The sequence below is a fragment of the Galbibacter kalidii genome, assembly GCF_026241135.1.
Lineage (GTDB): Bacteria > Bacteroidota > Bacteroidia > Flavobacteriales > Flavobacteriaceae > Galbibacter.
The window spans coordinates 58930-74275 of the sequence record NZ_JAPFGA010000010.1 but is presented as its reverse complement, the minus strand read 5'-3'; the positions used below and the strand labels follow the sequence as shown (position 1 = coordinate 74275).

General features: G+C 41.4%; 7 protein-coding genes. 6 read left to right on the top strand and 1 reads right to left on the bottom strand.

Going from position 1 to position 15346, the window contains the following annotated elements:
• Nucleotides 1–302: 302 nt before the first annotated feature.
• The 6 genes from OOZ15_RS11415 (at nucleotide 303) to OOZ15_RS11390 (ending at nucleotide 14039) form a co-directional block, all read left to right on the top strand.
• Nucleotides 303–731, top strand: coding sequence for a hypothetical protein (locus tag OOZ15_RS11415; RefSeq protein WP_265956541.1), 429 nt, complete (start codon nucleotides 303–305; stop codon nucleotides 729–731).
• Nucleotides 732–883: 152 nt separating this feature from the next.
• A complete protein-coding gene (locus tag OOZ15_RS11410; RefSeq protein ID WP_265956540.1) occupies nucleotides 884–1096 on the top strand; it encodes a KilA-N domain-containing protein in 213 nt (70 codons plus the stop codon).
• 38 nt (nucleotides 1097–1134) lie between these two features.
• On the top strand, nucleotides 1135–1734 hold the full coding sequence (locus OOZ15_RS11405) for an REP-associated tyrosine transposase (protein WP_265956539.1): 600 nt from the start codon (nucleotides 1135–1137) through the stop codon (nucleotides 1732–1734).
• A gap of 200 nt (nucleotides 1735–1934) precedes the next feature.
• Nucleotides 1935–6941: a hypothetical protein gene (locus tag OOZ15_RS11400; protein WP_265956538.1), complete on the top strand. Its 5007-nt coding sequence runs from the start codon at nucleotides 1935–1937 to the stop codon at nucleotides 6939–6941.
• 11 nt (nucleotides 6942–6952) lie between these two features.
• The gene (locus tag OOZ15_RS11395; protein WP_265956537.1) at nucleotides 6953–9019 is read left to right on the top strand and encodes a fibronectin type III domain-containing protein; all 2067 of its coding nucleotides are present in this window, start codon (nucleotides 6953–6955) and stop codon (nucleotides 9017–9019) included.
• A 10-nt stretch (nucleotides 9020–9029) separates the two neighbouring features.
• Nucleotides 9030–14039 (top strand): T9SS type A sorting domain-containing protein, encoded by a 5010-nt coding sequence (locus OOZ15_RS11390; protein WP_265956536.1) that lies wholly within the window; start codon nucleotides 9030–9032, stop codon nucleotides 14037–14039.
• Nucleotides 14040–14168: 129 nt separating this feature from the next.
• Here the strand turns inward: OOZ15_RS11390 and OOZ15_RS11385 are convergent, their stop codons facing one another.
• Nucleotides 14169–15290 carry an endonuclease/exonuclease/phosphatase family protein gene (locus OOZ15_RS11385; RefSeq protein ID WP_265956535.1) on the bottom strand — a complete coding sequence of 374 codons (1122 nt, stop codon included), beginning with the start codon at nucleotides 15288–15290 and terminating at the stop codon, nucleotides 14169–14171.
• Between the last annotated feature and the right edge of the window lie 56 nt (nucleotides 15291–15346).

Below are 15346 nucleotides of genomic sequence, written 5' to 3'. Positions count from 1 at the left end.
GATGAGATTCCATCTGAAGAAAAAATGGATTTATTAAAAACCATTTCAGAAAATATAAGGCAAAACTATGAAGATTATAAGGATAGGGAAATTTTTCCAGCTATTGTAAAGGCATCATTATAGGGGTTAATGGTAGTTTTCAGTATCGGAGAGGAAGAATGAAAAATATCAAATGAGTTTTATAATTAATTATGGTAATACTTTCAAAACAGACATACTATGGAAGAAGGTGGTTAAAGTCTATTGTGTGGTTTTTATTTAGTGCCATGTTAATAGTGTACGGTATAATTGGGCTTACTAGTATGAAAGAACGAGATGAACTTAAGGTTCTTAAAGAAACCCCAATTAGCTTAAAAGCGGAAATAACAAAAGAAGACAACTTTTATATTACTATTAATACAGAAACGAAAAAAATAGGTGGGTTTGTTGCTGAAAATCGATTAAATGATTTATGGGATGAGTTTGATCCTAGCCTAAGACCTTTAAACCCATATGCTGTAAAATTGGATTATAAAAAATTAAAAGGTTTAGAGTTTAAATGCCTGTATTGGAGAGATATATTGTATGAAATGGAAGTGAATGACAAGATTATAATACCTTATCAAAAGAGAAAAGCATCTGTTGGTATAGTAATGTTGAGTATAGGTATGTTGTCATTGGCGTTTCAATCATGGATAGTATATACTTTGATAACAAAGGGGAAAAAAGGATTTTTCAAAATGTTTAAATAAAAACAAAAAACTATCAACTAGCAACGAATAAAAAAACAACACCCGCTCCGCAAAGTCTCCCGACTTTGAAAGGAAATGCAGCTAAAAAGTTAAATAAGACGTAAACAATAAAAAGTGAAGCGGGAAGAACGAAGCGAAAAATTTAAAAACAATTGAAAACAATAAAAAATAAACAAATAAGCGTTCTGGGAAAAACCATAACCATAGACAAGACCGACTATATTTCATTGACTGATATAGCAAGGCACAAAGATCCGAGCCGGACTGATTATATCATTCAGAACTGGTTGCGAACCCGCTCCGCAAAGTCTCCCGACTTCGCGGGGAAAATGCAGTTAAAAAGCTTAAATAGAAGTAAACAATAAAAAAGGAAGAATAAAGTAAAAAAGCATAAAAACAAAGCATGAAAGAAGGCTACATCATACGGGATCAAAGTAAGGCACATTTTATAACGGCTACCGTTGTGGATTGGATAGATGTGTTCACAAGGAAAGCCTACAGAGATGTGGTTATAGATTGTTTTAAGTATTGTATAAAGAACAAAGGGATGATACTGTACGGTTATGTGATAATGAGCAACCATGTACATATGGTCGTGCAATCAGAAAAAGGAGAATTGTCCGATTTGATAAGAGACTTTAAGAAATATACGGCTAGGATGATATTAGAAAAAATACAATCAGAACCGGAAAGTCGTAGGGAATGGATGTTGGAGCACTTTAAAAAAGCTACAGAAACACATGGCAGGAACAAGAACTATCAATTTTGGCAGTATGGCAACCATGCAGAAGAAATATATTCGAGTGGGTTTATGTGGTCAAAGCTGGATTATATCCATTTCAACCCGGTACAGGCCGGGATAGTGGAAAAAGCATCACATTATCTGTATTCGAGTGCGCGGGATTATGTGGGCAATGAAGGCATGGTCGATATCGAACTTATGGATAGCAAAGTTGTGAATGTTTTGAAACCATCGTCAATGAACAATTATGATAAGTACTAATGGAAGGGCATATGAACACGGGAATTCCTCAAAGTCGGGACTTTGCGGAGCAGTTTTTAATTATGGTGAATTCGCCACAATTAAAAACTGGTCGAATTCGACCAGTTTAAAAGTGATACTGCCTTTGAGTCAAGGCTTAAAGAACATACAAACATAAAACTAAGCTAAAAAAATGACAAAGAATTAAAATACTAACCAACATGAACCAAAACTACCCAACATTACTGTTTATACTACTGTTTACATGTTCGGTATTTGCCGCCCCAAACGGAAACGGCTCGAACAGTCCCGGTAAAGATAGTTTGTCATCTGCCCACTTGCCTGTAGGTAAAGAAAACCGCACACCTCCCCCCTTCGGGGGGAATGAGGGGGGATGGAAAACCTCCACCGACTCTATTTCCTCCCCCTTGGGGGGAGGTCAGGAGGGGGCTTTCTCCTCTCCGCCTCGGGCGGAAGGACGGAAGAGGGACTCCTCGTTGCAAAAACAACTACACTATTTGCAGCAAAGGGCAAACTATTCAGGGGGCATCCTGGGGACAGCACCAAGAAAGGAGGCTGAGACCAAGGTTTTTAAAAGCTTTCCCGAGTTGGATGCCACTCTTATCGAGAACGAGGGTTTCCATAAGTCTTTTCAGGATATGAGCCCGGAGTTTGATAAGGAATTCCTGGAAGCCAATTTCCCGAACAACCCCAAAGTGGACACGCTCATCAACCAAGCCAAAAAGGCCTTTGATAAAGTACAGGAGCTTCAAAATTTTGTGGACATCATCACAGGCAATGAATTGTTGGAGTTACCGGTGGGGCTTAGCAAAAAAACAGATTCCACCTCGGGTAACAGGGTAGAACTGGTGATAAGTGAAGTAAAGTTCCTGCCTGAATACGCAGAGTTTAAAGCCTGGGCACGCTTGACTATCCCGCAAAAAGAAAAGCAACTGTATTTTGGTGCCGAGGGGATTAAGCTCTCGCACGACGGTGCCCTTATCGGCGATATGCGTCTGGTGCTGTTGGGCGATGTACCTATTCCTATCAATGGGGATAACTGGCTGTTGACCCTTAAAGGGGGTATTGATCTTAAAACCGGGGCCTATGGCGAACAATCCTATGTGGATTTTGATTGTAGCGGCCTTAAAGAAATTTCATTGGAGGGCGACCTGCGGGTGTCCCGTAAAGTGTTGTTGCCCATAGATAGTGAGGGAAATTATGTTTGCGGTGATGGTACGGATAACGAAGGCCTTGATGCTAAATGTTATGTAGGGACATCCTTTAGTATCAAGGCTGAAGGCTGGAACGACTTGCTCATGGAAGTGTCCCTGCCCGATTTTGAAGTCACCGGATTTAAAGGCTGGGGCTTCCATGTGGATACGGCAGTGTTGGATCTGAGCGATTTTAAAAACTCGTCCAATTTGACCTTCCCCAAAGACTACAACGATGTTTTTTCGGCTTCTGATCCCAATTTATGGCGCGGGTTTTATGCAAAAGAAGTTTCGGTGATGCTCCCGGAAGGGATCAAACGAAAGGAAAGCGGACAAGGACGGGTCACTTTTGGAGCCCAAAATTTGATAATCGACAGCTATGGGGTCTCAGGATATTTCTACGGAAAGAATATCCTTCCCATTGAAAAAGGTGCTGCCGATAAATGGGCCTTTGGAATAGACTCTGTAAGTGTGAATTTAAGTATGAATGCCTTGCGCGGAGGTTCGCTAAAGGGTGGGATCCAAGTGCCGACTTTTGAAGAGCCAATGGGTTATCATGGTTGGATAGCACCACAAGAATACGGACTGGCAGTCACGCTGGCAGAAGATAAGGATTGGGATGTTCCCGCCTTTTCAGGGACCATGACCTTAAAAGAGAACTCCAGCGTTGGGATTAAAGTAAAAGAAAAACATGTATATCCTTTTGCAAACTTAACGGGCGGGCTTACCATTGGTGCCGATATAGGCCAGGAAGCAGCCCCTGCCGATGATGGCAAGAAAAAAATGATCGAATTTGTAGGGATAGAATTTCAGGAACTGGAATTACAGACTGAACCCGGGAAACCCATTATAAAAGTGAGACGGTTTAAGTTTGATCACGAATTCAATTTGATGAATTTCCCGGTAAGTATAGATAATTTAAACCTTGTCACCCCGGCAGATAATCAGGCCGGATTGGCCTTTGATCTTACGGTCAATTTCGCTTCGGATATCAGTGCAACCACTTCATTGGCTGTTTTGGGTGAGCTGGAACCGGGTGCAGGTGTCCATAAATGGAAATTTGAAAAAGTAAAACTGGAAGGCGCGGCAATAGATGTTGATAAAGCGGGGATGACCCTAAAAGGAGGGTTAAAAGTCATGGAAGACGACCCTACCTATGGCGACGGATTTGCCGGGGAATTGACCCTGTCGATAGACGCTTTAAGTATGACTGCCAATGCCAAGGCTATGTTTGGGGCCACCGATTTCAGGTATTGGTTTGTGGATGTTTGGACGGATAGCAATAAAGGCGGAGGAGGTAAGTTTTTGATCAAGTCGTTCTTGGGAGGACTTTCCAATAGAATGCGAAGGGAAATTGGTGCAGGGGGCAATTTCACCCCTTCGGAAGCTGTGTATTATCCCGATGAAAACTACGGACTCGGCCTGCGGGCAGGTGTGGAGATAGGAACACCCAACGGAAGTACATTTAGTGGAAAAGCCTTTTTGGAAATGCAGTTCAATAACCATGGCGGACTGAATAGAATTGGTTTTACCGGAGAAGGATCATTTATGTCAGGAGCTAGTGGAGGTGGTTCTGATTCTGGTGGTGAAGGTGGCCCGGCTGGTTTTGGTGGTTTGGAAAAAACACTGAAAAAAGTAAACGACTTCTACGAAGACAATAAAGAACGGGTAGAGAAACTCATGGGCAGCGGAAACTTTATGAATGTTAGCCAAGAGGCCATACCCCTTGCTGAAGTAGCCCAAAGTGGGATGATAGGAGTCTATGTTGGAATTGAAAAAGATTTTACGACAGATACCTTCCACGGCGAATTTGAACTGTACTTGGATTTAAAAGGAATACGCGGAGCCGGCCCTTCCAACCGTGCGGGCTATGCCGTAATCCATGACAGCCCGGAAGAATGGTACCTTTATGTGGGTACTCCGGTCAACCGTTTGGGGCTGGTGTTCTCCATTCCACCGGTGGAAATCGAAGTTGGTGGCTATTTTATGACCGGGGACAGGCTGCCAGACCAAATACCGCCCCACCCAAGGGTAATGCAGATCCTTGGGGATGATATCTTGAACAACAACAGAAAGGATAATCAATTGGCAGCCGGAAGGGGTTTTGCCTTCGGATTGAATTTTGTGTACCGCTATAATTTTGAATTTGCGATCTTTTATGCTTTTGTAGAGGCCGGTGCCGGGTTTGATGTGATGCATGCCTATTATCCCGATACAAAATGCCGTGGACGGAGCGGAGCGGTAGGGAACAACGGCTGGTATTCCATGGGACAGGTGTATGCATACCTCTATGGGGAATTTGGGGTCAAGGTCGATCTGTTCTTTATAAAAGGGAAGTTCCCGATTCTGCAAGCCGGGATAGCGGCTTTATTGCGGGGGCAGTTCCCCAACCCGGTTTATATTGAAGGCTATGTGGGGATGTATTACAGTATTCTCGGCGGTTTGGTAAAAGGAAGGTACAGGATGCATGTCGAGTTTGGGGAAGAATGTATTATGGAGAACATGGCCGAAAGTGTAGGGGTGCCCATAATCTCTGATGTGAGTCCAAAAAACAATGCTGCCAAAGTAGATGTGTTTACCGCACCACAAGCGGTGTTTAATTATGCTGTGAACCAGAATTTCACGGTAGAAAGCGAAGACGGGCCCAAAACCTTCAGGATAAAGGTGAAGGAATTCAAAGTGTCTTCCGGAGGAAAAGCTTTAGAAGGAAAATTGGAATACAACACGTCCAACGATGCCGTAACCTTTGTTTCCGAAGATGTACTGCCTTCAGAAAAACGTGTGGATGTGCTGGTGGAAGTAAGTTTTGACGAGTACAAAAATGGCTCGTATACAACCCTAACGGATAACGGGAAATTAGTGACCGAAAAAAGGGAAGTCTCTTTTACAACTGATAAAGCACCGGATTATATCCCACTAGAGAACATAGCTTATATGTATCCGATAAAAGATCAACAAAACTTTTACCCGGAAGAATACAATAAGGGCTATGTAAAATTAAAACGGGGTCAGCCTTATCTTTTCGACGGTAGTTATACCATCAAGGCTGAGATGGCTGCACAAACAGGAATGATACGCCGTACAACACTTAGTTACGACAACAGCAAGAAAATGGTTCATTTTGACCTTCCCGAAATGCTGACCAATACCAATTACCAGATGAATGTTATGGCATTTCCTCCGGGTCAAAATGTGGAAACGGAAATTGTTGTAGAAGAAACCGAGATGAATTTCGATCAGGAAGGAGGAGATACGAATTGGTACAATCCGGATACGGAAGGAACAGAGAACGTAGAAACGCAAGGGGCGACTGCTACTGTATCAAATAAAAAAGCGGCCAATGTAAAATTGGCAACAGGCAAACCAAAATCTTTGCTGGATTATAATTTCCATACCAGTAAGCATGAAACTTTCGGCAGAAAAATTAGGGCGATAAACAGCACTAGCTATGTGACCAATTATATCTATGCCAATGTACATTCATTGTCGATCGTGGTTGATAACTATGAAATCTTTGAAGAAGCTGAATTAAAAGGAGTGAAATACAGCGGGGGGCAAGCCCTTGTTTATGGTCAGGCTACTATAGGGGAATCCTATTATAGAAATAAAATAAAGCCTTTGATCTATGAAGAGTATCCTCTGGATGGAAACATAACTGTCAATAGGGACGAACAAGTGCTCGGTCTGCCACCGGTACGGGCTTTTTATTTGTCAAACAACTATATGGCAAACTATTTAAACAACCCGAATTCGTATTGGGTAAAAAACAGGATCCCTTTTGTGTACAACTTGCCTTATCAATTTAATGAAGATTTTGTGTATTTGAGGGACAGGATAGTAAACCGCTATGTTAGTGGCTCAACTGTCAACCAAGCCATGTTTGATAAATATGACTATATCATAAACGGAACATTCCCGCCATTACCTTTAGGCAAGTTCGAAGCAAAACTGATATACAGGACTCCGGGCGGCCTCTATAAAAAAGGATATGATATCGATTATAAAAATGATTAAAGATTGAATTGATGCGTATAAAACACATACATATAATAGCTTTTTTACTTCTTGGAAAATTGATGTTTTCCCAAGAGCCGGAAAAACCTGCGATAAAAGTCCTGGCCCGTTCTTTGGAAGACAAAGTGTTGCTCCGTTGGGCGCCAACCACCCCTTATGCATGGAATAAACTGAATACCATTGGGTATTATCTCGAACGGGTGACTGTTTCGAGGAATGGAGAAGCGGTTTTGCCCCTGGAAACCATTACGCTCAACCAAACCCCTATAAAACCGGCCCCATTGGAACAATGGGAAACTATTGCCAATGCGGACAATAACGCTGCGGTACTGGCACAAGCCCTTTATGGCGACAGTTTTGAAGTAACCGCACGGGTAGGGCTCGATGCCGTTATGGAAGCCAATAGCCAACAACAACAGCGTTTTACCTTTGGTTTGTTGGCTGCGGAACAGAGCTATGAAGCGGCTAAAATGGCAGGTTTGGGCTACGAAGATGCCTCCGTGACCCCCGGGGAACGCTATTTATACCGGGTAAAAGTGGCCAACCCGGAAGCTTTTCAAATAGAAGAAGGAAGCGTATATGCAGGAACAGACATGTATGAAGCTCTACCAAAACCGGTGGATTTTGCCGTGGTTTTTGGCGATAAAGAAACACAGATAAGCTGGAATTTTAGCTTGTTGAAAAACACCTATACCAGCTACCAAGTAGAACGATCGAATAATGGTAGCACTTATAAAAAACTCAACAAGCAGCCCATTTTTAATGCTGAAAAGAACATCGATGACCCTACACTGTCCCTTTTTATGGTAGATTCCATCCCAAATAATAAAACTTACCATTATCGGGTAAGGGGAATCTCTTCTTTTGGGGAAACAGGACCACCGACAGAACCCGTAAAAGGGCAGGCACGAGAGCTGTTAAAGTACAATCCGCATATTATTTTTAAGGATATTCTTGACAACAAAACAGCCATAATAGAATGGGAATTCCCCAAAGAAGGAGAAGAAAAAATCAACGGATTTGAACTGCGGAGGGCTAATACAGCTACCGGAAATTATGAAACAGTATTCGATAACATTTCACCGCAAACAAGAAAGGCCACCTATGATAAATTACGACGTATCAATTACTTCAAAGTAGTGGCCATGGGCAAAAACGGAAAAGAGAATCCTTCCTTCGCCGCCATGGTACAGCCTGTGGATTCCATTCCCCCTAAGGCTCCATTAAATCTTCAGGGGACAATCGATACCACCGGGGTCGTAAATTTAAGTTGGGACAAGAATACAGAACCCGACCTGTCCGGGTACAGGGTGTATCGCTCCAACAATATAGAGGCCGAGTTTGCCCAGATAACCAATAAAGTTTATACGGAAACCACATTTGTGGACACTATTTCGGTAAAGAACCTAAATGAAAACATTTATTATAAAATATTGGCCCAGGATCAACGCTACAATGCCTCCGGTTTTTCTGAGATATTGACATTGGAAAAGCCGGACATGTCTGCGCCTTCCCCGCCCGTCATTGAAGATTACGAAGTAACTGAAAATGGGGTCGATCTCCGTTTTATCCCGAGCTCTAGTGAAGATGTGTCAAAACATATTGTTTACAGGAAAAACTTGGGTGTTACCGATGGGTTATGGGAGCAAATAGCCATTATTGATACCCTAACGCCTAATGAATATAACGATACTGAAATAGAAAATGGAAAGCCGTACAGCTATACCGTAACGGCAATAGACGAAGCCGATCTGGAAAGCAGCCCGGCAAACCCGGTCTCGGTACGTACCCAAGCGAAAATAATTAAGGCAGGGGACATACGCTTTAGCGGATTTGCTAATAGGGAAATGCGTTTTATTACCCTGACCTGGAAGGCCAAAGCAGATGAAATCGTGGGGTATAAAATATACCGGGCACAAGACGATAAACAATTAAAGTTGTATAAAACTTTAGATGGAACCGTAAACCGTTATGAAGATAACGCGTTGGAAATAAACACCCAATACCGATATGGATTGCAAGTAATGACCAACGGAGGGGTGTTGTCTGAGATTAAAAGAATAAGTATAATATATTAAGGAGTTTGGAATGAAAAGAATATACTTTATAATAGCATTTGTATTTACTCAGTTTGCGATTGGACAGAATTACTATTATAAAATAGAGTATGATATAGTTGAGACTGGCAGCTATCCTTTTGAATTTCCTGAAATAAATCAGGTGCTTAGCTTACTGTCTGATCAGAGTGCAAGTAATGGATATTCAGATGCTTTGCTTCGTTTTACCATTCCGGGAGGAAATCAGTTAGGGAATTATAAAGAAGATTTTATATTAAGTACTAACGAAGAGGCTAATTGGAAATTGATGGGGCATAGTGCAGAGAATGTTCCTTCTGAATATACAACTTGCATGGATATACCAGAATCTGGAACGGTTACGCAAACTTGTGAACTTAGTGCATTATTTGAGTGGACTGTAGATTGTAGTAGTCCTTCGGGGGGATATTATGAAAAAAGATTCAATTATTTTAATGTAATTCAAATAATTGATTTTGCCACATTAAATAATTATTCGACAGAAACAAGCAATTTAAAAAAATGTGAGTCACATGAGTTTATGGCTTATCCAGCTTGTTTTGATAATTCTAAGATGGGTTATTCTGTAGATATAATTTATAATAATGGCAATGTTTATAATCTTTTGCCCTATGCAAGACATCCTAAGAAATTTACACTCAATTATAGTGATATTCCAAATTTGCCAGATGAAGAAGCATTTACGATACGTTTGAATTATGTGGAAAATCCAACACTTAATTATGAATACTCAACTGCTACATACGACTTTATCGCTTGCTCCCCCGAACTCTCATCTATATCAGAAAACAATTACACCACCTGTTCCGATAGTACAGATGGTACTGTAACTTTTACTTTTGCAGAAGATTTAGAGGAGGGTTATGATATGCGTTTTTACATTTATGAAGAGACTGAAGCCAATAGAGCCTTCTTTGAAGGCAATCCAAACAATTTGGAAGAAGACGGGGACAACCCGGGTTTTCCGGATGTGGCAAGAGATACCATTATAGGAGATTTTAATGCTTCCAATCAGGCAACCATCACTAATCTAGCTTCAAATATAGACCCGGATATACCGGGAAATTCCCAAGATTACTTTGTAGTCTATCAGTCTATTCAATATGATGGAAATAATGTAATAGTAAAAAGCGGGGAGATTTCAGAGACTTTTACGGTGGAATCGCCGAGTCCGGTTATCTTCTCCACTGATGTAACACAACCGATATGTGGAGATGATACAGGGACGATTACAGTAACTGCTTCCGGGGGAGATGATTTTCAGTCGGGTGAATACGAATATTCAATCGATAATGGTGTTACTTGGCAGAATTCTAGTGTGTTTACAGGATTACCCCAAGGGAGCAGTCATACCATCAATGTTCGGATTAATTTGGAAGATGGAATTCAGTGTGTTTCACTGGATATGGAAACTGTTGAGATAGAAACTGTTTCCAATCCGTTGAACATAACAAGTGTTAATATCACTCAACAACCCACCTATGAAGGGGCAACAAATGGGGAGGTTCAGGTAACTGTTAGCGGTGTAGGGCCATTTACATATCAGTTGTTGGATACCAATGGTAATTCAGTTGTGCCTGAATTTACCGATACGTCAAATTATGTGACGATAAGTGAAATTCCCGAAGGAAATCATACCCTTCGGGTAACCAATAATGGTGGTGCTTGTAGTATAGAACAGGGAGGGGTAAGTTTTTCAGCTCCAACTAAGATAAGTATTGCAAGTTCATCTGACACCCAAATCAGCTGTTATGATGTTAATGATGGTAGTATCACTGTAACTCCACAAGATGGTTATTCAGAAACAACAAATGGCCCAAATTATGGATATAGATGGATGAAAGATGGAAATCCATTTTTAGAAGAAGGAATGGGAGATAGTCATACAATAGAGGGGCTTTCCCCTGGGGAATATACAGTAACAATTACTGATGATAATAATGATTTTACTAATCCCGCAGCTACAGTTTCTCAGACTTTTGTAATAGATGAGGTAACTCAAGTAATTATAACTGATGTCACAATCAATGACATCACCTGTAATGGAGCCCGTGACGGAGAAATAAACGTAACCGTAAGTGGGGGAACAGGAGGTTATAAATACAAGCTGGATGGAATGAATGAATTTGAGGAAGTTGGACCATCTCCTTTCACTATTCCGATAGAAGTTTATACTGACAATACAACATTGATTGTGTCGGATACTAACGGTTGTGAAGTTACCTATGAAATTCCCATTACGGTAGACGAGCCTTTCGCTCTCGAAGTCTATGAAAATCCGGATGCCCATATTGACAACACCATCTACGGAGGCAATTCTGGAGCATTAGAAATACAAGCTGAAGGGGGAACATTAGCAAATGGAAGTGACTATACTTATTCTTGGGAAAAAGACGGAGCGGCTTATCCCGGAAATACCAACACATTATCAAACCTCCCTGCCGGAAGCTATCAAGTAACCGTTACCGATGAAAATGGATGTACAGGATCACTTTCAGCCCCTATCATCATCACCGAACCCGATGAACTTTTGATAACCAATATTCAGCCAATCCATATAAAATGTAACGGTTTTTCCACAGGAAGCATTACCGTTACGGCAGAGGGAGGGATAAGACCATATCATTATGAATGGGAACAAGATGGCAATGACCAATTCACTTCTGTTGATAGCCCGGTGTTAGACAATATTCCTGCAGGAAACTATCGAGTTACTGTAACAGATGAATCGGGCTCAACAGCCTCATTTACTACTGAATTCATAGAAATTACCCAACCTGAAGCGATTAGTTTGGAAGCTATAGTAGAAGACAACCTGTGCTATAGCGATAACCAAGGGAGTATTGATATTGCAGTCAGTGGAGGTGTTTCGCCCTACCGGTACAGTTGGGATAATGGTGCAGAAACAGAAGATATCATGAACTTAACATCGGGAGATTATGAGGTTACCATTACTGATTCCAATGATTGTGAATACACAGAAACCATAACTGTAGGTCAACCCGATGGTGCTCTTGTTATTGAAGATTCCTTGGTGAGTAACAGTACGGCTTATGAAAGGAATGATGGCGCCATAGAGATTACAGTTACGGGAGGAACAGCTCCATACAGTTATGAATGGTTCTCCGATAACGGATTTACTTCTACTGAAGAAGATATAGCCAATCTGGCTCCAGGGAATTATACACTGGTTGTTGAAGATGCCAATGCAGTAGAAGGGGGCAGTAATAATTGTTCGATTATTAAAGAATTCACGATTACCGAACCGGAACAATTGCTTGTCGACCTTGAAGAGACCTTCTCCCTCCTTTGCCAGGGTGATAATGACGGAGAATTGTTTGCTAATGTTAGTGGTGGAGTTGAAGCTTATCAATATGAGTGGTATGATGTGTCTGATGGAACCCTGATAGATCAAACCACAGCTACTTTGGTGGATATTAAGGCGGGAAGTTATCAAGTGATAATTACAGACGCCAACGAGGCTACTGTCACTTCAGAAATACACGAAATGACAGAACCCGATTTATTATCTGTTAGCCTTGAAAGCAAACAGGATGTATTGTGTTATGGGGACACTACCGGAAGTTTCGACATTGGTATTTTCGGGGGAACAGCCCCATACGATATTTATTGGTCGAATAATGCCACAACAGAAGATGTGGAACAGTTGGGCGCGGGGAATTATACGGTAACGGTCACCGATGCCAACGGATGTTGGGTGGAACAAGAGTATTTGATTGAAAACCTGTACGAGCCCTTGGAGTTTGCCAATGAACTGGTTACTCATGTCAGCGAATATAGGGGTACAGACGGAGCTATTTCAGTAGATATCATTGGAGGTTTAGAGCCCTATGATATCATATGGACCCGTACAGAAGATAATTCTTATGTCGGTAATACATCAACCATTAGTAACTTGATTCATGGAAATTATCATATAGAAGTCACTGATGCCAACGGATGTATGATTACAAAAACCTATGAGGTAACCCAACCCGATATTGTGGAGCCCACTATTATCCCTCCAACTTGTACAGATGGTTGTGATGGCAGTATCAGCCTTTTGGTAAACGATGGTGTAGGGAATTATACCTATCAATGGGATAGCGGAGCTACAACATCAGAAATATCAGGTCTATGTGCAGGGAGTTACAAGGTGGTTATTGAAGGTTATTACGATGAGATTATCGAGCGTACCTATGAAGTGATAAATCCGGAACCATTGATAATAGATCTTGGAGAAGACCTCACCACATTATGCGTGGATCAGGAGCGGATATTGGATGCAACTATTGATGATGCCGGAGCCACTTATCAATGGGGTTCTGATAATGGTTTTTCGAGTACGAGTTCGATGATAACCGTAAATGAAGTGGGAATTTATACCGTAACGGTAACAGACAGCAAGGGGTGTATTGGAATAGATAGTGTAGAAATCAAGGAAAGTGATAGTGTTATAAATGCTGAATTCTTTGTATCCAGTCAGGTGTTTGTAGGTGAACGCTTCACCGCTATAGATGTCACCAATCCTTTGCCCGACAGTATTGAATGGATAGTGCCCGAAGAAGCCATACTGGTAGACCAAGACCAAGATCAAATGGAGTTGTATTTTGAAGCCCCGGGTGAATATGAAGTCACAATGCTAACACATGTAGGGGAATGTGAAGCCTATCAAACAAAAAAGATCTTGGTGTTGGAGAATGACGCTTCGATCGATGGTCCTAATACCGAAACAGAGCGGGAAGAAAGTTACGAGGAATTCCTTATATACCCCAATCCGTCCAACGGTGTGTTTGATGTCAGTATTGAACTAAAAGAACGAGGGGATATCAGTTTGAAAGTGTTCAACCTAACCAGCAACACCATGATGGCTCATAAAACAGCGAGCGGACAAACGTCATATACTGTTAATTTTGATATCAGTGCTGTTGCCCCGGGAATGTATGCCGTGGTTTTGGAAACCGATCATGGTAATTCCGTTAGGAAATTGATTAAAGGGTAAAAAACTCAGACCTTGAAGGTTTTTGAACCCTTCTTTTACACGACATCCCGAAGCCTCGCCTCGGGGGTATGTCAAAATCCAGCTCTTCAAGGGTTTCAAACCCTTGAAGAGCTAATAAAACATTTAAACCTAATCACACCTTTCCTTCACCAAATACACATACACAGGAAAATGGTCGGCATAGCCATTGGTATAGACCCCGGCGGCAAAAGTTCGTAGGGGATAACCTTTGTATTTGCCGTTTTTAGTCTTTAAAAAATCGACATCATAAATTCCTGCTTTCCAAAAACGGTACGAGCTGTTGTTTTTTAACAGGTTTTCAGTAAAATAAATTTGGTCAAACAAACTCCATTCATCCCTGTATGCCAAGCTTCCTATTCCTTTTTTGTAAATCTTTTCCATGGGATTGTAGAGATCGCCCTCTTCCAGATGTTTTCGGCTTCCTTGAGTCCGCAATATTTTTTTAAACGAATTGTTGGTCGGATTGTCGTTAAAATCCCCCATACTGATGATTTTGATATCAGGATGCTTCCACTGAAGCGAATCAATAATTTTTTTATTCAACCGGGCGGCGGCTTCCCGATAAGGTCTGCTCCTCCGTTCGCCACCACTCCTTGAAGGCCAATGATTCACGATAAAGCAAAAACGTTCGTTGTTTAAATAACCATCCACGACCAGTTGATCCCGCGTGTAATCCCTATAGGCTTCATCATTATGTATGATTAACCTTCTGGAATCAATATTATTGGGGATAAAACTGTCTTTCCTGTAAAGTAATGCCACGTCGATACCGCGTTCGTCTGGCGAATCCTTATGCACGATTCCGTAATTGGCAGGGAGGAGTAGGGGGTGGCTGATGAGGTCGTTCAACACTTTTCTATTCTCTATTTCTGCCAAACCTATGATGTCGGGGAAATTGTTTTCGGGAACAGTGTCAATGGCTTTATATCCCAACTGGTTGATAACCTTGGCCATATTCGTGAGTTTCGAGCGGTATCGTTTTTCTGTCCATTGATATCTTCCGTCAGGCGTCCTGTCATCATCACGGATTAGGCTGTCGTTTTCGGTGTCGTATAAGTTTTCAAGATTGTAAAAAGCCACTGTGGTGACCGAATATTGTTTTTCCTGCGGATAGCCGTAAAAATAGGACAACAACAATAAAAGAAAAACGATCAGATTTATTTTCACCTCAGTTAGAAAAAATAATACAACAAGGTAAGATATGCTAATGATTGATGTTTTTATACTCATTTTGCTTTTAGAGTTTGCTGTAAATATAATTTATTTTTTATATATTGCATCAACCA